The following is a 20,435-nucleotide window of genomic DNA, read 5'->3' as shown; positions in this document are numbered from 1 at the left end:
GGACTACGCGTTCACCGTGAAGCCGCGCTGGGATCTGAGTTCGCTGGCGAGGTAGACGCATCGGAAGGAGCCCGAGGGCGCGGCAGGGGCATCATTCGTCCGCCTTCCGTTTCCCTGTTTTATGCGGACACCACGCCGCATCCGGTTAGCCAACGTCGCCCTTGCCGCGCCGCGGCTTTTGCACAACGGCCCGAAACAGGCAGACCACAGCACCACATGCAGGCCCATAGGCGCCAAAAGCGGCAACGATCATCGTATAGAATCGACCGCCAGCCCGGACAAAAACAGCCGAACCTCAACGTTCAAAACAGATAGAGAACTGTCCGCAGACTTTCGGCACGTCGCACACCGAAAACTCGTCACTGCACCACACTGGACTGTCCGCCTTGTATCCGGTGAATTTGTTGTGGGCCGCACCCGCCCGTTGTGCCAACAAAGACAGTCGGTAGAACGATTCCTGCCAATCTGGCGATAGATCAGGACAAGCCACGCTCGTTGGCGCGGAACTCGCGCAAACTTCCGTCCTGCTCTTCCAGACCTGGCGGTGACCGACACCCAGGACGGCGGATGAGAAAACGTATTTGTGAAGCGCTCGGTAACGACGGGTATGGCTAGTGCCCTAAAAGATTGGAGCTCCGCAATGGCTGTCAGGGACGGCAGTGGACGAAAGTCATAATCCGCGCACGTGCCGCCTCGCCTGAACAACTGGTCACGCTCAGGGAAACACTGGGGCCTCGACCAGATTGTCAGAATGAACCGATGGAGAAGTGGGCCATGACCCAAACTGCGACAGAAGTAGTACCACAAACGACTCTGCGAGAAGTGCGCGTCGGGAAAGTCGCGAGGCTCGGCAAAAGCGACATCATGTCCGGCATTGCGAAATCCGTCTGCACCGGATCGATATTTATAGCGGAAGGCCTAATAACGGGTGACGAATACGGCTCCCCCCACCTACACGGGGGCGCAGAGCAGGTTATTCTGCAATACCCCGAGCAGCACTATGCCGCGTGGCAGGAAGAATTTCCGGAGAGTGCCGAGCGACTGCGAGCAGGCGGCTTTGGCGAGAACTTCGTTGCATCCGGGTTCAACGAGTCCAACATATGTATCGGTGACGTCGTCGAGGTAGGCGAAGCCCGTCTTCAGGTCTCCATGCCCCGACAGCCATGCTTCCGGTTAAATCACCGGTTTGAGCAGCCGGCCATGGCACGACGTGTTCAGCAGACAGGTAGAACCGGCTGGTACTACCGGGTGCTCAAGCCGGGTGCTATCCGCTCTGGCGACACATTGCGCATAGTCGAACGTCGACACCCGGAGTGGACGATTTCAAGAATCCAGCACTACCTGTACGTCGACACGGGAAACGTCGAGGCGATGACAACGCTCGCTGACCTTGATCTCATGGCGCCGCTCATCAGGGACCTGTTCCGAAAGCGATTGCAAACTCTCGAGATCGAAGACTGGAGCTCCAGACTGGTCGAAGGGTCGTCTGGTGCCGATTCTGCTTTGGTTGGGACGTCGGGCGGCAAGGAGTGGCTATCCTTGCGTGTAAGGAGCATGACCGAGGAGTCGCCTAATGTGCGATCGTTCATCCTCGTTGCGAACGATGGTGGTGGATTGCCCCCGTCGGAGCCCGGCGCACACATCAAGCTTAAACTGCCCAATGGCCTCGAGCGGCAATATTCGCTATGCGAGAACTCGAAGGGACGTTCGTACAGAATTGCCGTAGGGCTCGAGCAAGAAGGTCGGGGAGGTTCAAGGTGGATTCACGAATCACTCCGCCTTGGCGCCACGCTGTTGGCCTGCGCACCATCGAACAGCTTTCCGGTCGCCCCCAATGCCCAACTGCATGTCATGTTCGCGGGCGGGATCGGCATCACGCCGTTCCTTTCGATGATCCAGCATTTTCGAAAAACCGGCGCGCCTTTCAGGCTTTTCTATCTCGCCCGTTCGAAAGAAGCCGCCCCGTTCCTGGATGAGCTAGGAAACCTGCGCGCGTCTGAAGTGCAGTTTCACTTCACCGACGGCGACTCTACAAAGAGACTCGACATAGGCGCCATCATCAATGGGCTTGATGAGACGGCTCACGTCTATTGCTGCGGTCCCGCGTCGCTGATGGATGCGGTGCGCAATGCTCCAACGAAGCTTCCTGCCTCAAACTACCATTTCGAAGCCTTCGCACCGGTAGCCAACGCGGGTCACGCGCGACCGTTCACTGTACAACTTGCGTCGTCAGGGAAATCCGTTGCGGTGTCTGCACGGCAAAGCATCCTTGAGGCCCTTCGCGCCAACGGGATCGACGTCCCGTCCTCGTGCGAGTCGGGTAGCTGTGGAACGTGCGTCGTAGCCTTTAATCAGGGAGAAGTTGACCACAATGACACCTGCCTCACTGCGGGTGCCAGAAAATCACACTTGGCCGTATGCGTCTCGCGCGCAGCCTCTGATTCGATCACACTGGAGCTCTAGCCAGCACCTATCGAGATATAGGTGCTGACGACAGACGAACGCGACAGGAGCTTGATGCCCGCACATGATGCCACGCGGGAGGAACCAGAGCGCGGCGTTCGGCGAAGCGACTGGTCGCTTCCGTAGCGCGGCGAAGGTGACGAAATTTGGCGGGGAAAGGACTTTCCCCCGCGAGCGGCTTGCGTACTACACAAAACCGCGACGCGGGGCGTTGCAACGCGGTTAGCGAGCAGCGTTGCGCTTATCGTGCTCGATGATGGCGTACGCGCTATGGTTGTGGATCGACTCGAAGTTTTCCGCTTCCAGCGTGTATGCAACGACCCGCTCCTCTGCATTGAGTCGCTGCGCTACGTCGCGCACGAGATCCTCGACGAACTTCGGGTTCTCGTAAGCACGCTCGGTGACGAATTTTTCGTCCGGGCGCTTCAACAACCCCCAAAGCTCGCACGACGCCTCGTCTTCGGCCATCCGGATCAACTCCTCAGCCGAGATGTCACCTGCCAGCTCTGCACGAATCGTCACATGCGAGCGCTGATTGTGCGCGCCGTATTGTGAAATCTGCTTCGAGCACGGGCACAGGCTCGTCACCGGCACGAGCACTTGGATGAAGGTGCGCAAACCGCCATTGCGCATTTCACCCGTCAATGTCACTTCATAATCGAGCAAACTCGAAACGCCGGAAACGGGCGCCGTCTTGCTGACAAAGTAGGGAAACGAGACTTCGATGCGGCCCGCCGATGCCTCGAGTTTGTCGAGCATGGCAGCCAGCATCGCGCGAAAGGCGGCGGCGTCGAGCGGCGCGTTGCTATTTTCGAGCAGCGCCACGAAACGCGACATGTGCGTGCCCTTTTGATCAGCCGGCAGATGGACGTCCAGGTTCCATGTGCCCACCGTCGTTTGGACATCGCCGCTCGACGTGCGTACGGCGAGCGGGTAACGCACGCCTTTGACACCGACTCTCTGAATATCGATCTGACGGGTATCGACCGAACTTTGCACGTCGGGCATCACGAAGGCTGAATTCATGAGGTTCATGGTTTGTTGTGTCTTTAAAGCGCAGCGTCACGACGCGCCATGCACCCGCCAGCTCGGAACTACTGCCGGAAGCGAAACATGGGCCGGGAAAAGGCCCATGAGCCCATGCAGAGGTACAGAGGAAACGCCGCTGTCGGGAAGATCAGACGGCGGCGTTACGCGACGCGCTGCGCCAACTTGGCGGCAGGCTCGAAAAAGCGCGCACGAATCGATTTCTCGATGCCCGCGCCGTCGAGGCCGCACTCCACCAGCAGCTTGGCAGGATCGCCGTGATCGATGAAGCTGTCGGGGAGGCCCAATTGTAGTACGGGACGAACAATCCCGTTCGCAAGCAGAGATTCGACGCACGCCGAACCGGCACCGCCCATAATGCAGCCTTCCTCGACCGTCACGAGCGCGTCGTGCGTTTGCGCCAGCTCCCGCACGAGATCGGCGTCGATCGGCTTCACGAAACGCATGTTGGCGACCGTCGCATCCAGGGCCTCGGCCGCTGCAAGCGCCGGCGCGACCATCGTGCCGAACGCGAGAATCGCAATGCGGCTGCCCTTGGCGGCCTTGGACTGGCGACGGATCTCGCCGCGTCCGATCGGCATCGAGGTCATCTGCTTGACCGTGGCGACACCGGCACCCGCACCACGCGGATATCGCACGGCTGTCGGGTTGGGCTGCTGCAGCGCCGTATAGAGCATCTGCCGGCACTCGTTCTCGTCGGCCGGCACCATGACGGTCATGTTCGGAATGCAGCGCATGAAAGCGAGATCGTACGCGCCCGCGTGCGTCGCACCGTCAGCGCCAACGAGGCCGGCGCGGTCGATCGCGAAGACGACCGGCAGGTTTTGCAAGGCGACATCGTGAATCAACTGATCGTACGCGCGTTGCAGGAACGTCGAATAAATAGCGACAACCGGCTTCATGCCCTCGGCAGCCAGCCCGCCTGCGAACGTAACCGCATGCTGTTCCGCAATGCCAACATCGAAATAGCGATCGGGAAAGCGCTTCTCAAACTCGACGAGCCCCGAGCCCTCTCGCATGGCCGGCGTGATGCCGACGACGCGCGAATCGAGTTCCGCCGCATCGCAAAGCCACTCGCCGAACACCTGGGTGTAAGTCTTCTTGGCCGGCACGGAAGGCGGTTTGATCCCCTCCGCCGGGTTGAACTTGCCGGGCCCGTGGTAAAGCACCGGATCCGCCTCGGCCAGCTTGTAGCCTTGACCCTTCTTCGTCACCACGTGCAGGAACTGCGGCCCGCGGAGCTCGCGGATGTTCTGCAGCGTCGGGATCAGCGAATCGAGATCGTGCCCGTCGATCGGACCAATGTAATTGAACCCGAACTCCTCGAAGAGCGTGGCCGGCACCACCATGCCCTTTGCATGCTCCTCGAGCTTGCGCGCGAGCTCCAGCATCGGCGGCGCCACGCGCAAGACTCGCTCGACACCGGCACGCGCAGCGGCATAGAAACGGCCGGACATCAACCGCGCAAGATGACGGTTCAGCGCGCCGACCGGCGGCGAAATCGACATATCGTTGTCGTTCAGGATCACGAGCAGCGGCACATCGTCACAGACCCCAGCATTGTTCATCGCCTCGAAGGCCATGCCTGCGGTCATTGCGCCGTCGCCGATGACGGCGATCGAATACCGGCTGTCGCCCGCGAGCTTGCTCCCGATGGCCATGCCGAGCGCCGCCGAGATCGATGTGCTCGAATGCGCGGTGCCGAACGTGTCGTAATCGGATTCGGAGCGTCGGGGAAATCCCGAGATGCCGTCGCGCTGGCGCAGCGAGTGCATTTGATCGCGGCGCCCCGTCAGGATCTTATGCGGATAGGTTTGGTGGCCGACGTCCCACACGATGCGATCGTGCGGTGTATCGAACACATAGTGCAGCGCGATCGTCAGCTCGACCGTACCGAGATTGGACGACAAATGCCCACCCGTCTGCGACACGCTGTCGAGCACAAACGCGCGCAGCTCGTCGGCGAGCGGTTTCAGTTGACGACGGTCAAGGCGGCGCAGGTCCGCTGGGTCGTCGATAGTTTTCAGCAAGTCGTACATCGTCGTTCCATTGTAGGAAAACTTACGCGCCCGCGTCTTTCTCGCACCCCGTAGCATTCGCGGGCGGTGGCGGGCTTTGCGTTCAACTGACCCGGTTTACGACCAGGTCCGCCAGCTCCGCGAGGCGCTGCGCACGCCCGCCGAAAAGGGCCAAGGCATCGTGCGCTTCGTGCCGCAACTGCGCGGCAAGCGTGCGCGAAGCATCGAGACCGATGATCGACACGTAGGTCGGCTTTCCGTCCTTTGCGTCTTTGCCGGCGGTCTTTCCGAGCGTCGCCGAATCGGTCGTCACATCGAGAATATCGTCCACCACCTGGAACGCCAGGCCTACCGCCTCCGCATAGGTATCGAGCGCACGCAACGCCTCGGCTTCGGGCGAGGCGCCGGCCAGCGCACCCATACGCACTGCTGCACGCAGCAGTGCACCGGTTTTCATCCGATGCATCGTCTCGAGCTGCGGCCGCGACAACGTCAGGCCGACACTCGCCAGATCGATCGCCTGTCCGCCCGCCATGCCGAGCGAGCCACTCGCATGCGCGAGCTCGCGCACAAGGGCGGCCTGTGCGCGCACATCGAGCACCGCCTCGTCTGTCAGAGCGACAAACGCCTGCGATTGCAGCGCATCGCCCACGAGCAGCGCCGTCGCTTCGTCGTACTTGACGTGCACGGTAGGCTTGCCGCGGCGTAGCGCGTCGTCGTCCATGCATGGCATGTCGTCGTGCACGAGCGAGTAGACGTGAATCATCTCAAGCGCGGCCGAAGCGGCTTCGAGCGCCTGGGCAGTGGCGCCGGTCAACTCGCCAGCCGCGTGGACGAGAAGCGGACGCACACGTTTGCCGCCGCCGAGCACGGCGTAGCGCATCGCCTCGTGCAAGCGCTTCGGCTCGGTTTCGTCATCCGGCAGGTATCGCTCGAGCGCCGTCTCGACGCGCGCGAGCACTCCGCGCATCCATTCGTCAAAATTCATATGTCATCTCCGCCGTCCACGGCAGGGGTGCCGGCTGGCAGCGGCTTCAGCGTCTCGCCGTCGAGTACGCGTACTTGCTGCTCCACCTTTTCCAGCTGTTGCTGACAATAAGCCACAAGCGCCGCGCCGCGCCGGTACGCGGCGAGCGACTCCTCCAGGCTCAACGCGCCGCCCTCCATGCGTGCGACGAGCTGCTCCAGCTCCGCCACCGCCGCCTCATAATTCACGGGCAGCGGCGCGCTGTCGGGCCCGCATTGTGCGGTGTCAGCAGCATCCTCGGGTGCGGTTTTCGCCATCGAAATAGGGTGAACTCAAAAAACAAGTCGGACATTCTACGGCAAAAGCTGAAATTGGGCCTGATCGCTAGCGTTCTCGACCGGTTTTGTAACCGCAATGTAGCTATTTCAACTCGCTCCCCAACAACCTTGAGCAACTGTCCGGCCTGGGCGCGGTCTTTCCGGTGTCGTCATGATCGGCTAGCGCCGGTGTTGCATCCGCGCCAACAACGACGGATTTTGGCGAGCCTCGCGAGAAGGTCCAAGGTGTGGCCGAGTGGGCGACGGGATGACGCGGCAAGCGCTTTTTACAAGAATCATGGACTTAAAGTGCCCTATGGAGGAACGAAGCGGTATAATCGTTGGCTCCCCAAATCGAATCTTCGATGGTTGGGTTGTTCACTGCTTTCACGTCTTCATCGGGAGTGGGAATGTCCAATCTGAGCAATGCTTTGCAGCTGAGGGCCATTTCGAGCCAGCTGCCGGTCACGGCTTACTTTGACGAAGCGCTTCTCTCGCGCGAACTAGAAGTACTTTTCAAGAGAGGTCCCCGTTATATCGGGCACGAGTTGATGGTGCCCGAGGTGGGAAGCTATTTTGCACTGCCTAGCGAGCATGAAGGCCGGGTGCTGGTGCGAAACGAGCAGTCGCAGATCGAACTGCTCTCGAACGTATGCCGTCACCGGCAGGCCATCATGCTGAACGGCCGCGGCCAGACGAGCAACATCGTCTGTCCGCTGCACCGCTGGACCTACAACCTCGACGGCGAACTGCTCGGCGCGCCGCACTTTGCCGACAACCCGTGCCTGAATCTGGGTGCCACGCCGCTGCAAAACTGGCGCGGGCTGCTCTTTGAGGCCGAGGGCCGAAACGTGGCCGCAGACTTGGCCAATCTCGGCACGCGCCATCACTTCGATTTCTCGGACTATCTGTTCGATCACGTCGAAGTGCACGAGTGCAATTACAACTGGAAAACGTTCGTCGAGGTGTACCTCGAGGACTATCACGTCGTTCCGTTCCATCCGGGGCTCGGGAGCTTCGTCAATTGCGACGACCTCACCTGGGAGTTCGGCACCTGGTATAGCGTCCAGACCGTCGGCGTCCATGCGGGTCTCTCGCAGGCGGGCAGTCCGGTCTACCAGAAGTGGCACGACCAAGTCCTGCGCATGCGCGATGGCAAGCCGCCCGAATTCGGCGCGATCTGGATGGTGTACTACCCCGGTCTCATGATCGAGTGGTATCCGCACGTGCTCGTGGTTTCGTGGCTGATCCCGCAGGGGCCGCGCAAGACGACGAACATCGTCGAGTTCTATTACCCCGAGGAAATCGCGCTATTTGAGCGTGAGTTCGTGGAGGCCGAGCGGGCCGCCTATATGGAAACCGCTCGCGAGGACGATGAAATCGCCGAGCGCATGGACGCAGGCCGCCTCGCGCTCATGCAGCGCGGCGAATCGCAAGTCGGCCCCTACCAAAGTCCGATGGAAGACGGCATGCAGCACTTCCACGAGTTTTTGCGTCGCCAACTCGGGGAAATCTGAGGCCGCCGTCGGCTTGCGTCTAAGACGCGCAAGGGACGGCGCGACGGTCGACATCCCGATCGTCGACGACCACGCAGCCAGCACCGCAAAGGCGGGCAGGAACGCAGACAATGCGCTTCTTGCCCGCCTTTTTTGCTTGATGCATGCCATCGTGACCCCATACCTTCATGTTGCGAGGGGGCAATCAGATTACCGTGCGTGAAATGAATCTGAAACAGGCCCTAAACTAGACAACAACCACGCTCTTCGTGACTACGAGGGAAAATCATGGCGCACACTCATTACACGACGCTGATTCTCGCCACCAATTTGGCTGAGCGTCTCAAGCACGACCCTCAATCGGTGATCGTCTTCGATTGCAGTTTTGATCTTGCGAATCCGGGCGCGGGCGAGACGGCCTACGCTGCCGGCCACATTCCCGGCGCGCATTATCTGCATCTCGAGCGCGACCTCTCAGGGCCCAAAACCGGCAAAAACGGACGACACCCCCTGCCCGAGCGCGCGACACTCGTCGATACGCTGGCTTCGCATGGACTCATGCAAAATCAGCAGGTGATTGTTTACGACGCACAGGGCGGCGCTTTTGCGGCCCGGCTTTGGTGGCTCTTGCGCTGGCTCGGACACGATGCGGTGGCCGTGCTCGATGGCGGCCTTCAGGCTTGGGAAGCGGCCGGCTATGCGCTCGAAAAGGCGTCGTCTGCGCGCACCAAAGGCGACTTCGAGGCCGCGGCGCCGCTGGCCGTGACAGTCGATGCCCCCGCGCTCGAGCGCAATCTACTGACGCACGACAGGCTCGTCGTCGACGCTCGCTCGCCCGACCGCTACCGCGGCGAGAACGAGACGATCGACCCCGTCGCGGGCCATATCCCCGGCGCGGTGAACCGCTTCTTCAAAGACAACCTGGCGGCGGACGGACGGCTCAAGCCCGCGCATACACTGCGTGACGAGTTCAAGGCGATTATTGGCGCGACTCAATCCGAGCACATCGTGTTGCAATGCGGCTCGGGCGTCACTGCTTGCCACAACGCTCTCGCCATGGAAGTGGCGGGCCTGCACGGCCCAGCGCTCTATCCGGGTTCGTGGAGCGAATGGTGTGCCGAGCCGTCGCGTCCGATTACAACCGGCTCGAACCCGTAAGCGCTTGGAGTCGAATCCGGCATGCCTGTGCCCCGGTCGAGCCCACGCCGCCTCTGCGCTTACAGCTGTGCAGGCGTTGAAGAGACGACTCGGTTGAGCCGCAGCGCGAAAAAGGTTAAGAGGCGCGGATTGATCGACGAGCTAAGCAGGAGCGAAGCGGCGAACCCAGCGCCGGGTCAAGCGACCCCATGCTCGCGGAACCACGCGAGCATACGGCGCCACGCGTCCTCTGCGTCGGCCTTGCGGTAGCTTGGCCGATAGTCGGCAAAAAAGGCGTGGCCGGCATCGGGATAAACGATGAACTGCGACCCTCGCGCCACCTCTGGGCCGTTCGCAATCGATGCCTTCATCTGATCAAGCGTGTCTTGCGGGATGCTGTTGTCTTGAAGGCCGTAGAGCCCAAGCACTGGCGCATGCAACTTCTGAACGTTGTCGATAGGGTTCGTTGGCGTCATCTCTGCACGTGGGCCGGCAACGCGTCCATAAAAGGCCACCACCGCTTTGAGCCGTGGATTGTGCTCGGCGAAAAGCCACGCCTGCCGGCCTCCCCAACAAAAGCCCACGGCGCCTAACCGGTCAAGATCACCGCCGTGCTCGCCGGCCCACTGGACGGCGGCATCGAGATCGGCCATCACGGAAGCATCGGGCACTTTGCTCACGAGCTGATCGTTGAGCTGCTGGATTGACGGATACGCGTTCGGATCGCCTTGCCGTGAATACAGATTCGGCGCAATGGCGAGATATCCCGCCTTCGCGAATCGTCGGCAGATGTCGGCGATGTGCTCATGCACGCCGAAGATCTCGTGTATCACGATGATCACGGGCAAGTGTGTCTTGCCCTGCGGTTGAGCGCGGTAGGCGGGCACCGAAGTGCCCTGCGAACGGATCGCAATCTCGCCTGCGTCAAGGCCTGCTGCGTCGGTATGGACGGTCTGAGCCGACACCGGCAGGACGGCCGCCGCGAATCCACTGCCGATGGCCGCCTTCAGAAACGTGCGGCGGTCGAACGGCACATGCGGCATCAAACTATCGATATCAGGGGATAGCATTTTGCTCTTAGCTCCTGGTTGAAACGATAGTCGGGGACCAACCGCAAGTGCGCGAAGCCCAGCCTAGCCTAGTGCAGCTTGACGCGCGGCAGTGTGGTGCGACGCAGCCAGTGTGCAACGGTATCGAGCGCCATGCGCGGAAAACCGTGCAACGCGGCGATATGCAACCGGTACAGCGACATGTACATGAAACGCGCGAACAAGCCTTCGACCAACATGCTGCCGCCAATCACCCCGCCCATCAGGTTACCGACCGCACTGAAATGACCAAGCGAGACGAGGGAGCCGAAATCGCGATAGGTGAACTCCGGCAGCGGCCGGCCCGCTAGCCGGTTGTCGAACGCTTTGAGCAAAAAGCTGGCTTGCTGGTGCGCGGCCTGAGCACGCGGTGGCACGGTGCGCGCACTGCCTTCGCCGTCAGGCCAGGGGCAGGCCGCGCAGTCGCCAAGCGCGAAGATGTTGTCATCGCCTTCCGATTGCAGCGTACGCCGCACGGCCAGTTGCCCAAGCCTCGTCACAGGCAGTCCATCGAGCTTGGCCAGTACAGCCGGCGCCTTGATACCGGCCGCCCAGATGGTCAGATCGGCGCGAACCTCTTTGCCGCTCGCCATGCGCACGAAACCGGGTCCGATTTCGGCGACTTTTGCGTTCGTCATGAGCTCGACCCCGAGTTCTGTCAGCAGTCCAGCCGTTGCGTTCGACACCCGCTCCGGCAGCGCGGGCAAGATGCGCGGGCCCGCTTCGATCACCGCGATGCCGATGTCACGCCGAGGATCAAGCTTATGCAAGCCGTAGGCGGACAGCACCTGAGCCGTATTGCGCAGCTCGGCCGACAGTTCGACGCCCGTCGCGCCGCCACCTACGATGGCCACCTGGATACGCGGGCCACCATTGGGTGACGCATCCTCGCTGCCGGCCGTCACGTACTCCCGATGCTCGTGCTCGCTGCGCATACATGCTGCGATGAGGCGCTTGCGAAAGCGCTCGGCGTCATCGACGGTGTCGAGCGCGATCGAATTTTCCTGCGCACCCGGCACGCCGAAAAAGTGAGTGGTGCTGCCAATCGCAATAACGAGCGTGTCGTACTCGAGTTCGCGCTGCGGCAGCAGCTCCGCGCCATCCTCGTCGAGCAGTCGGCCAAGCGTAATGCGTTTTGCGGCGCGGTCCACGCCGATCAGTTCGCCCTGTTGAAACGCGAAGCCATGCCAGCGGGCTTGAGCCGCATATGCGAGTTCCTGCGTGAAAGGGTCCATGCTGCCGGCGGCCACTTCGTGCAATAGCGGCTTCCAGATATGCGTCGGAGCGCGATCAACGAGCGTGACAAGCGCCCGCTGCGCACCACCGCGCCTGCGCGCGCCGTAACGGTCACCCAGACGCGTCGCAAGCTCGAGCCCCCCTGCGCCTCCCCCTACCACGATGAAACGATGCATACTGAATCTCCCAATCTGCCGTTGCTCTCCGTGATACCCACAGCGCAACGGCACGAGGCAAGGCGCGTTGCGCCTGCCCAACAAAACGCGATACGAAAACTGAACAACCAAACGGTAAAGCCCGCGGCTCTTCCTGCCTTGAACGTGCCTCACGGCCTATCATCGAACGCGTCAGTAGACCCACCCGCCCCTTCGGGGCATCCCCACATTGAGTCCCGAACCGACCGCAAGCGCAATCAATGCGCCTCCTCCCAGTTGGCACCGACACCGACCTCGACCACAAGCGGTACTTTAAGCTCAGCGACGCCGCACATGAGCTGCGACAGCTGGTCGCGCACCACGGGCAGTTCGTCCTCGGGAACTTCGAGCACGAGTTCATCGTGCACTTGCATGATCATGCGGGTCGCGGCCTTCTCGCGCTCGAGCCACCCTTGCACGGCGATCATCGCCAACTTGATGAGATCGGCGGCAGTTCCCTGCATCGGCGCGTTGATCGCTGCGCGCTCAGCGGCCTGCCGGCGCGGACCATTGCCACCGTTGATTTCCGGCAGCCAAAGGCGACGACCGAAAACGGTCTCGACGTATCCCCTCTCTTTCGCCTGTGCACGCGTGTCGTCCATGTAGCGCGCGACGCCCGGATAACGGGCGAAGTAGCGATCGATGTAAAGCTTCGCCGCATCGCGCGTAATGCCGAGATTCGAGGCGAGCCCGAACGAGCTCATGCCGTAGATCAAACCGAAATTGATGACCTTCGCGATGCGGCGCTGATCGTCCGTCACGTCACCCGGCGTCACGCCAAAGACTTCGGATGCCGTTGCACGGTGGATGTCTTCACCGCTTGCGAACGAGCGCAACAGCGTTTCGTCCCCGGATATGTGCGCCATGATCCGCAACTCGATTTGCGAGTAGTCGGCAGACACGATCTTGCAGCCTTCTCGCGCAATGAACGCTTCGCGGATGCGCCGCCCCTCGCCCGTGCGCACGGGGATGTTCTGCAGGTTCGGTTCATTCGAGGCGAGCCGCCCCGTCACGGCGACAGCCTGCGCATAGTTCGTGTGGACGCGCCCCGTACGGGGATTGACCATACGCGGAAGCTTGTCCGTATACGTCGACTTCAGCTTTGACAACGCACGATGCTCGAGCAACAACTTCGGCAACGGGTAGTCCTCGGCCAGCTTTTGCAAGACTTCTTCGTCCGTTGACGGCACGCCGCTCGGCGTCTTCTTGATGACGGGCAGCTGCAGGCGTTCGAAAAAAATTTGGCCGATCTGCTTGGGCGAACCGAGGTTGAACTCGCCACCGGCAAGGACGTACGCTTCGGCTTCGAGCGCCATGAGACGTGCAGCAATCTCGCTGCTCTGCCGGCGCAACCGCTCACTGTCGATCAGTACGCCATTGCGTTCGATCTTGCGCAGCACGCGCGAAGTCGGCACCTCGATATCGCGATAGACATGCAGCAAGCCCGGCTCGCGCTCGATCTGCGGATAGAGCGCGGTATGCAGCTGAAACGTGATGTCCGCGTCTTCGGCCGCATATTCGGCAGCGGCCTCGAGCGGCACTTCGTCGAAACCGATCTGCTGAGCACCCTTGCCGCACACGTCCTCATACTTGATCGCCTTGACGCCCAGATGACGCATGGCGAGGCTGTCCATGTCGTGCGGGCGGTGCGATTCGAGCACGTACGACTGCAGCATCGTGTCATGCTCGACGCCCCGAAGCTCGATGCCGTGATTGAACAGCACCTGCTCGTCGTACTTCACATGCTGACCCAGCTTCTTCTTCGCGGGATCCTCGAGCCACGGCTTGAGCTTGGCCAGCACTTCGTCGCGGGGCAACTGCAGCGGCGCGTCCGGCCCACGGTGTGCAACCGGAATATAGGCGGCGCAGCCTGCATCGACCGAAAGCGAAATGCCGACGATCTGCGCGAGCATCGGATCGAGCGAGGTCGTCTCCGTGTCGAAAGAAACGATAGGCGCGGCTTCGATTTTCGCGAGCCACGCATCGAGGTGCTCCCACGTCTGCACGGTTTCATAGCAGCGCGGCGGCTCGATCGCGGGGGCCGGCTCTGCAGCCAGCAAGCCCGCTGCAGCCGGCTCCACTTCCTGTACCGCCTCTGCACGCTCGATCAGCGCTTCCACCTCGCGCAGCCATGTGCGCAGGCCATGACGCATGAAGAGCTCACGCAAATCGAGCGGCGATTCGGGGCGCGTTGCCAACGATGCTTCGATGGAGTCGACATGATGCTTCAAGTCGCAGGCACGCTCGACCGTGACGAGTTTCTTCCCAAGCGGAAGGAAATCGAGCGCACGCCGAAGATTTTCGCCTACTGCGCCCTTGATCTCGTTCGCATTCGCAATGATGCCGTCGAGCGTTTCGTATTGCGCAAGCCATTTGACGGCCGTTTTCGGGCCGCATTTTTCAACGCCGGGCACGTTGTCGACCGTGTCGCCGATCAGCGCCAGATAATCGACGATGCGCTCGGGCGGCACGCCGAACTTGGCAATCACGGCATCGCGGTCGAGCAACTCGTTCGTCATCGTATTGACGAGCGTGACGTGCTCGCTGACCAGTTGGGCCAAGTCCTTGTCGCCGGTGGACACGATCACGTTCATGCCCTCGCGCTCGGCTTGCGCGGCAAGCGTTGCGATGACGTCGTCGGCTTCGACGCCGTCGACCATGAGCAGCGGCCAGCCCAGGGCGCGCACGGCGAAATGGATGGGCTCGATTTGCCTCGAGAGGTCCTCGGGCATGGCGGGACGATGGGCTTTATATGCGGGGTACCAGTCGTCGCGAAACGTCTTGCCCTTCGCATCAAACACGCACGCGCTATACTCTGCCGTGACGTCTTTTCGCATTCGCCTCAACATGTTGACGATTCCATACAGCGCACCTGTCGGCTCGCCGTTCGGGCCGCGCAAGTCAGGCATCGCATGGTAAGCCCGGTATAGGTAGCTGGATCCGTCGACCAACACCAGGGTCTTACCTTTCAGGTTCCGTTCTGCAGGCATTATGAACAAGACTAGAAAAGTGATTCCGAGTCTGCGATCACTCGCAGATCAAGAGCGCGCAACGGCCAAGAAGGCCCGCGCATCGTGGCAGATGTTCACGATTATGGCAGAGTTCATCGAGGCGACCGAGTATCTGTCGGAGATACGCCCGGCCGTGAGCATCTATGGTTCGGCGCGTCTGAAGCCGAGCTCGCCCTATTACAAGCTGACGATGCAAATCGCGCGCAAGCTTTCCGACGCCGGGTTCGCCGTGATTTCTGGCGGCGGCCCGGGCATCATGGCGGCCGCCAATAAAGGCGCGCACGCGGGCAAGGCGCCGTCGGTCGGGCTCAACATCGAGCTGCCGCACGAGCAGTCCGGCAATCAGTGGCAGGACATCTCGCTGCGCTTTCGCCACTTTTTTACGCGCAAGGTCACGTTCGTCAAGAACTCGGACGCGGTCATCGTGATGCCCGGCGGCTTCGGCACGCTTGACGAGCTCGCCGAGGTCCTCACGCTGATTCAGACGAAGAAGTCGCGCCACGTGCCGATCATTCTCGTTGGCAGCGAGTTCTGGAAGGGCCTCCTTAACTGGTTCGAAACGTCGATGGTGCCGATGGGTCTTATCAGCCCCGGTGACATGAACCTCATGCAGGTCATCGACGATCCGGACCAAGTGCTCGAGGCGGTGCTCTCGTTCTATGAAGATCGCGAAGAGCCGCACCCGCACACGGCCAAATCCGACGAAGACCGCATGTTCTATTTGTAATGCCCCGTAACGCCGGCGATACTTGAGCGCGCTGGGCCGATATGGCCTGGCGACTCGCAGCCTTCTAAGGTTAAATGCCGACATCATGCGGCAGCGGCTTGGCGCCGCGGGGTATCCTCGCCGCTGATCGCTCAGCGGTTACATCACAAGCCTACGGGCTGCGCCTGACCACTCGCGAAACAAATATTGTCACGGCATCGGCGCCCGGACCCTTGGCGCCGGGTCTCCAATATGACATCGAACACTTGTAAAGCGTTTCGAGATAGCGCGTGCAAGCCTCGCGTTTCGCCGGGAAAGTCGACGCAACTCGCAAGGGCGCCCGTCATTTTTTCGTCACGCTGGACTAGGTCGGACTATCCGCCGCTATCCCCGTCGGGGCTCGGTGTTTTCATGAACGAGCCCAATGTATTATTGAGCATCCCGCCCATCACCGTTTGCATGATTTGGTTGATCATTTGTTCCAGCTCCTGCGAAAATTCCGCACCGCCGTCTGACGATGGGTCGTACCCACCACTACCCGCAGGATGCGTGCCGGGAGTAATACTGGGATTAATAGTTCCTGCAGTCATAATTTCCCTTAGTAACAACAGGAAAGTCTATTAAGTCCGCGTTTGCGGCCCAATCCCGCGAACGAAGCTGTGCGCATTTATCCGAAGCTCGCCATATCCGAGTAGTGCAGCCCATACCAGGCCACCTTCAATGGCCGACGCGAATACGACCAAGAAGTGCCTCGCACTGCGCTTGTGACGCCCCCCCGTTCGCTCATCCGGGGCAGGCTCTCGATGGGGCTACCCACCGCACACCGAAATTACAGCGGCCATCACGGCGCTATATTTGCATGTCTCGTAGTTCCGCCCACGGAGGCCTTTGCCTAGCGGTTTCACTGGAACGCCACCTCCGCAAAACTGCGAAGCTTGCGGCTGTGCAAGCGGTCCAGGCCGTTCATCCGCAAAAGCTCCATCGCCTTCACGCCGATCTGCAGGTGCTGGTCGACTTGCGCACGATAGAACTGGTCGGCCATCCCCGGCAGTTTCAGTTCACCGTGCAGAGGCTTGTCGGACACGCATAGCAGCGTGCCGTAGGGCACGCGAAAGCGAAAGCCGTTCGCTGCGATAGTCGCACTTTCCATGTCGAGTGCAATGGCGCGGCTCTGTGACAGCCGCTGCACAGGCTCACGGTGATCACGCAATTCCCAATTGCGGTTATCGACACTAGCCACCGTCCCGGTGCGCATGACGCGTTTCAACTCTGCGCCTTCGAGTCGCGTCACGTGCGCGACGGCACGTTCGAGTGCCACCTGTACTTCCGCCAACGCCGGAACGGGCACCCACAGCGGCAAATCAGCATCGAGCACATGATCCTCGCGAACGTAGCCGTGCGCGAGCACGTAATCGCCTAGGCGCTGCGTGTTGCGCAGACCTGCGCAGTGCCCGAGCATGATCCATGCATGCGGGCGCAGCACGGCGACGTGATCGGTGATCGTCTTCGCGTTGGAGGGGCCGACGCCGATGTTGATCATCGTGATGCCGCTGCCGTCGGCCCGCTTCAAGTGATAGGCGGGCATCTGCGGCAACCGCGCGGGCGCCTTGCCCTCGTCGGGCTCGTCGCCCAGGTTCGCGTTGTATGTGATGACGTCGCCCGGCTCCACGAACGACGTGTACTCGCTGCGGTACGCGCGCAACGCTTCGTCGTCCGTGTGAGACATCAGCGTGTGGCCGAGCTTGGTAAATTCGTCGATATAAAACTGATAGTTGGTGTAAAGCACATAGTTTTGGAAATGCGTCGGCGATGTGGCCGTGTAGTGCCTCAGCCGATGCAGCGAGAAATCGACGCGCGGCGCAGTGAAGAGCGCAAGCGGATGCGGCTCGCCGGGCGGCGGCTCGTACGTGCCGTTGACGATGCCATCGTCAAGCTGTGCAAGGTCCGGTGTGTCGAAAACGTCGCGCATCGACATCAGCCGCTCGCGTCCCAAGTCCCCCTCGAGATGAATGCCCTCTGCAAACGCGAAGTGGATCGGTATCGGCTGATTGGACACGCCGACTTCGATCAACACATTGTGATTCTTTGCGAGTAACCGCAACTGCTCTCGGTAGTAGTTGCTGAAAAGGTCGGGACGCGTCACGGTGGTCTCATAGACGCCGGGCCCCGCCACGAAGCCATAAGAGCGGCGCGAATCAACGCGCGTGCTGACCTCGGTTTGTACGCGCACAAACGGGTAGCAGGCCCGCACGCGCTCAATGAAGGGCTCGTTGCGTCGATAGCGGGCGAAGGCGTCGCGCAGAAATGCCGTGTTGGCCTCGTAAACTGCGGAAAGGCGCGTGACAGCATCAATCGGATCGGCGAAGGCTTCCGTCGTAAAGTCGCTCGGACGCATCGCCCGGGCGTGCTGTGTCAGATCGTTCTTCATCTTCGTTCGCCTCGTTGTATGCAACGACATTACCATGAAGCAAGCCGACGACGAGATACCTTGCGTACGAGCCAGGTCGTTTGCTTCACCGACGCCGGCGCGCCATAATTCGGGAGTATCCTGACGGCACCTTTCGCGCGAAGTCCGTGATCGGGGACGCTTTTGCTAGAATCCATAGGGTGCCTTTGGAGAAACCTCATGAAGCCGTATGTCCGCGTCGCCGTAGCCGTGTCGGCCGCGTTCGCCGTTTGCTGCACCGCCGTGGCAGCCCCGCCTGCCGAGGACGCTCAATCGCGTGCCGCCGCCAACGAGGCGGCCGGACTGCCCGACCTCGACGCCATCAACCGTCCTGCGGCAGAGGTCTCGTCGACAGTGGAAATCAACGTGCCCCGAACCCCGAGCTTCTACGAGAAGAGTCCGAACGGCACAACGATTACCGAGTACCGCGACAGATTCAAGCCGGTGCAGATCGACGTGCATTCGAACTTCGGCACGAACTATCAAATGACCACTTCGCCGGACACCTCGCCGAAGGTGAACGAAAGCAACCTGCCGGTCACGCGACTGCCCTCGATCAATATGCATTACTGAGCGAGCCCGCCGCCGCATCGTCAGCAAGTGAGACAAATGCGCGCGGCGGCTAGTGCGCTGCTTCCCGAACCGGCCTCGATCAGCGCGCGGCCCGCAGCAGCCTTGCGCGGCGCTGCGTATTGCGTGCGAGCCCCTTCACCCGATCTCGAAGCATTTCTGCATGGCTGTCTTTACCGTCGTCAACGAAACCGACCTCGCGCATTGGATGCGCCACTATGACCTCGGCGATGTCCTCGATTTCCGCGGCATCCATTCGGGCATAGAAAACAGCAACTTTTTCCTCACGACGACGCGCGGCGAATACGTGCTGACCGTGTTCGAGAAGCTCACGGCCGAGCAACTCCCGTTCTATCTGGACTTGATGCGCCATCTGGCCTCGCACAGCGTACCCGTGCCGGACCCCGTGCCGCGCGATGACGGCGCCCTCTTCGGCCTGTTGCACGGCAAGCCCGCGGCCATCGTCACGAAGCTTGAAGGCGCGGCCGAGCTTGCACCGGGCGTCGAGCACTGCGCGCAAGTTGGCCAGATGCTCGCGCGCCTGCATCTGGCGGGCCGTGACTTTGCGTCCCATCAACCGAACCTGCGCAGCCTCGAATGGTGGAAGGAGACAGTACCGTCGGTTGTGACGTTGGTCAGCGAGACGCAGCGCGAGCTGCTTGTCTCCGAGCTCGCTCATCAGACGGCGTTCTTCGAATCGGCCGACTACGCGGCTCTACCCGGCGGGCCGTGCCATTGCGATCTTTTCCGTGACAATGTGCTGTTCGCGGCGGCGGCATCCGAAACGGGCCATGCGGTACGGCTCGGCGGCTTTTTCGATTTCTACTTCGCCGGCTGCGACAAGTGGCTGTTCGATGTCGCAGTCACCGTCAACGATTGGTGTGTCGATCTGGCGACGAGCCGGCTCGATGCCGCCCGGCTCGAAGCGCTCTTGCGCGCCTATCAGAGCGTGCGCCCTTTCACGCCGGAAGAAAACCGCCATTGGCAAGACATGCTGCGCGCGGGTGCCTACCGCTTCTGGCTCTCGCGCCTGTACGACTTTTATCTGCCGCGCGCGGCTGCGATGCTGCAGCCGCATGACCCCACCCATTTCGAGCGCATCCTGCGCGAACGTATAAACGGCGCCACGACCACGAGCGCATACCCGCTATGCAACTAATCGAAGTTCCCGCGAAGACCGGTTACGTCTGGTACCGGCAGGGCATTTGGCTCTTTCGCCGCAACCCGTTGGCGTTTCTGACGATTTTCTTCACCTACCTCTTTTCAATGTGGATCATCTCGCTCGTGCCGATGATCGGCGGCGTTCTGCCGCTCGTGTGCATCCCGGGCGTGGCGGTCGGCTTCATGGCTGCCTGCCGCGACACAGTGGCGGGCAAACCCGTCTTCCCCACGATACTCGCGGACGGGTTTCGCTCGTACGGCTCAGTGGCTGCACGGCGACTCGTCGAGCTCGGCGGGTTGTATGTCGCGGCAATCGCGTTGGTTTTTGCAATCTCCACCGTTGCCGATGGCGGCCTGCTTTTCCGGGTCATGCTGGGCGCCTCGGGCGTCACGCCGGAAACGCTCGCGAGCAATGACGCAGTACCGCTTGCCGCGCTCGTCGCATTTGTCATCTATGTGCCGGTTGCGATGGTTTTCTGGTTCGCCCCTGTGCTCGCGGCCTGGCACGACATACCGCTGGCCAAGGCGATGTTCTTCAGCGTCATCAGCTGTTGGCGCAATCGCGGTGCGTTCATTGT

General features: G+C 61.4%; 15 protein-coding genes. 7 read left to right on the top strand and 8 right to left on the bottom strand.

The genetic code is table 11. The features are described 5' to 3' along the window. Positions 1-774 precede the first annotated feature (774 nt). Positions 775-2,463: an MOSC domain-containing protein gene (locus tag VL598_RS06310; protein ID WP_325325844.1), complete on the top strand. Its 1,689-nt coding sequence runs from the start codon at positions 775-777 to the stop codon at positions 2,461-2,463. A gap of 222 nt (positions 2,464-2,685) precedes the next feature. Here the strand turns inward: VL598_RS06310 and folE2 are convergent, their stop codons facing one another. The 4 genes from folE2 to VL598_RS06290 form a co-directional block, all read right to left on the bottom strand. Further along, on the bottom strand, positions 2,686-3,498 hold the full coding sequence (gene folE2, locus VL598_RS06305; protein ID WP_325325843.1) for a GTP cyclohydrolase FolE2: 813 nt from the start codon (positions 3,496-3,498) through the stop codon (positions 2,686-2,688). Between the two features lie 155 nt (positions 3,499-3,653). Next, positions 3,654-5,549: a 1-deoxy-D-xylulose-5-phosphate synthase gene (gene dxs / locus VL598_RS06300; protein ID WP_325325842.1), complete on the bottom strand. Its 1,896-nt coding sequence runs from the start codon at positions 5,547-5,549 to the stop codon at positions 3,654-3,656. 82 nt (positions 5,550-5,631) lie between these two features. Continuing rightward, entirely contained in the window at positions 5,632-6,516 is an 885-nt protein-coding gene (locus VL598_RS06295) for a farnesyl diphosphate synthase (protein WP_325325841.1), read from the bottom strand. Beyond that, positions 6,513-6,812 carry an exodeoxyribonuclease VII small subunit gene (locus VL598_RS06290; protein ID WP_325325840.1) on the bottom strand — a complete coding sequence of 100 codons (300 nt, stop codon included), beginning with the start codon at positions 6,810-6,812 and terminating at the stop codon, positions 6,513-6,515. The genes VL598_RS06295 and VL598_RS06290 overlap by 4 nt, the downstream gene beginning before the upstream one ends. A 410-nt stretch (positions 6,813-7,222) precedes the next feature. Here VL598_RS06290 and VL598_RS06285 point away from each other — a divergent pair, with 410 nt between their 5' ends. Together VL598_RS06285 and VL598_RS06280 are read left to right on the top strand one after the other, a co-directional pair. Beyond that, complete coding sequence (locus VL598_RS06285) at positions 7,223-8,329, top strand: aromatic ring-hydroxylating dioxygenase subunit alpha (protein WP_325325839.1); 1,107 nt, start codon at positions 7,223-7,225, stop codon at positions 8,327-8,329. 267 nt (positions 8,330-8,596) lie between these two features. Next, positions 8,597-9,466, top strand: coding sequence for a sulfurtransferase (locus tag VL598_RS06280; protein ID WP_325325838.1), 870 nt, complete (start codon positions 8,597-8,599; stop codon positions 9,464-9,466). A 176-nt stretch (positions 9,467-9,642) separates the two neighbouring features. On the opposite strand, the gene VL598_RS06275 is transcribed toward VL598_RS06280, so the two are convergent. The 3 genes from VL598_RS06275 to polA form a co-directional block, all read right to left on the bottom strand. Beyond that, positions 9,643-10,515: a dienelactone hydrolase family protein gene (locus VL598_RS06275; RefSeq protein ID WP_325325837.1), complete on the bottom strand. Its 873-nt coding sequence runs from the start codon at positions 10,513-10,515 to the stop codon at positions 9,643-9,645. 68 nt (positions 10,516-10,583) lie between these two features. After that, positions 10,584-11,945, bottom strand: coding sequence for an NAD(P)/FAD-dependent oxidoreductase (locus tag VL598_RS06270; protein WP_325325836.1), 1,362 nt, complete (start codon positions 11,943-11,945; stop codon positions 10,584-10,586). A 236-nt stretch (positions 11,946-12,181) separates the two neighbouring features. Then, positions 12,182-14,953: a DNA polymerase I gene (polA, locus tag VL598_RS06265; RefSeq protein WP_325325835.1), complete on the bottom strand. Its 2,772-nt coding sequence runs from the start codon at positions 14,951-14,953 to the stop codon at positions 12,182-12,184. 1 nt (position 14,954) lies between these two features. Between polA and VL598_RS06260 the strand changes: the two genes are divergently transcribed. Then, on the top strand, positions 14,955-15,701 hold the full coding sequence (locus tag VL598_RS06260) for a TIGR00730 family Rossman fold protein (RefSeq protein ID WP_325325834.1): 747 nt from the start codon (positions 14,955-14,957) through the stop codon (positions 15,699-15,701). Positions 15,702-16,581: 880 nt separating this feature from the next. On the opposite strand, the gene VL598_RS06255 is transcribed toward VL598_RS06260, so the two are convergent. Next, positions 16,582-18,108 carry an AMP nucleosidase gene (locus tag VL598_RS06255; protein WP_325325833.1) on the bottom strand — a complete coding sequence of 509 codons (1,527 nt, stop codon included), beginning with the start codon at positions 18,106-18,108 and terminating at the stop codon, positions 16,582-16,584. Between the two features lie 198 nt (positions 18,109-18,306). On the opposite strand from VL598_RS06255, the gene VL598_RS06250 reads away from it, so the two are divergent. From VL598_RS06250 to VL598_RS06240, 3 genes are all read left to right on the top strand, one after another. Then, the gene (locus VL598_RS06250; protein WP_325325832.1) at positions 18,307-18,699 is read left to right on the top strand and encodes a hypothetical protein; all 393 of its coding nucleotides are present in this window, start codon (positions 18,307-18,309) and stop codon (positions 18,697-18,699) included. Between the two features lie 160 nt (positions 18,700-18,859). Beyond that, positions 18,860-19,855, top strand: coding sequence for a homoserine kinase (locus tag VL598_RS06245; protein WP_325325831.1), 996 nt, complete (start codon positions 18,860-18,862; stop codon positions 19,853-19,855). Further along, on the top strand, positions 19,846-20,435 hold a 590-nt coding region (locus VL598_RS06240), incomplete at its 3' end, for a BPSS1780 family membrane protein (RefSeq protein WP_325325830.1). The genes VL598_RS06245 and VL598_RS06240, both read left to right, overlap by 10 nt.

Origin of the sequence: Trinickia sp. (assembly GCF_035492435.1) — a bacterium.
Taxonomy (GTDB): Bacteria; Pseudomonadota; Gammaproteobacteria; order Burkholderiales; family Burkholderiaceae; genus Trinickia.
Note: the sequence above shows the minus strand (reverse complement) of the source record. Positions and strands in the feature narration are given on the sequence as shown.

Coding starts and splice junctions, on each gene's coding strand:
- polA (WP_325325835.1), bottom strand. CDS start 14,953: ATGCCTGCAGAACGGAACCTGAAAGGTAAGACCCTGGTGTTGGTCGAC.
- VL598_RS06260 (WP_325325834.1), top strand. CDS start 14,955: ATGAACAAGACTAGAAAAGTGATTCCGAGTCTGCGATCACTCGCAGAT.
- VL598_RS06275 (WP_325325837.1), bottom strand. CDS start 10,515: ATGCTATCCCCTGATATCGATAGTTTGATGCCGCATGTGCCGTTCGAC.
- VL598_RS06255 (WP_325325833.1), bottom strand. CDS start 18,108: ATGAAGAACGATCTGACACAGCACGCCCGGGCGATGCGTCCGAGCGAC.
- VL598_RS06290 (WP_325325840.1), bottom strand. CDS start 6,812: ATGGCGAAAACCGCACCCGAGGATGCTGCTGACACCGCACAATGCGGG.
- VL598_RS06310 (WP_325325844.1), top strand. CDS start 775: ATGACCCAAACTGCGACAGAAGTAGTACCACAAACGACTCTGCGAGAA.
- VL598_RS06295 (WP_325325841.1), bottom strand. CDS start 6,516: ATGAATTTTGACGAATGGATGCGCGGAGTGCTCGCGCGCGTCGAGACG.
- folE2 (WP_325325843.1), bottom strand. CDS start 3,498: ATGAACCTCATGAATTCAGCCTTCGTGATGCCCGACGTGCAAAGTTCG.
- VL598_RS06250 (WP_325325832.1), top strand. CDS start 18,307: ATGAAGCCGTATGTCCGCGTCGCCGTAGCCGTGTCGGCCGCGTTCGCC.
- VL598_RS06245 (WP_325325831.1), top strand. CDS start 18,860: ATGGCTGTCTTTACCGTCGTCAACGAAACCGACCTCGCGCATTGGATG.
- dxs (WP_325325842.1), bottom strand. CDS start 5,549: ATGTACGACTTGCTGAAAACTATCGACGACCCAGCGGACCTGCGCCGC.
- VL598_RS06270 (WP_325325836.1), bottom strand. CDS start 11,945: ATGCATCGTTTCATCGTGGTAGGGGGAGGCGCAGGGGGGCTCGAGCTT.
- VL598_RS06285 (WP_325325839.1), top strand. CDS start 7,223: ATGTCCAATCTGAGCAATGCTTTGCAGCTGAGGGCCATTTCGAGCCAG.
- VL598_RS06280 (WP_325325838.1), top strand. CDS start 8,597: ATGGCGCACACTCATTACACGACGCTGATTCTCGCCACCAATTTGGCT.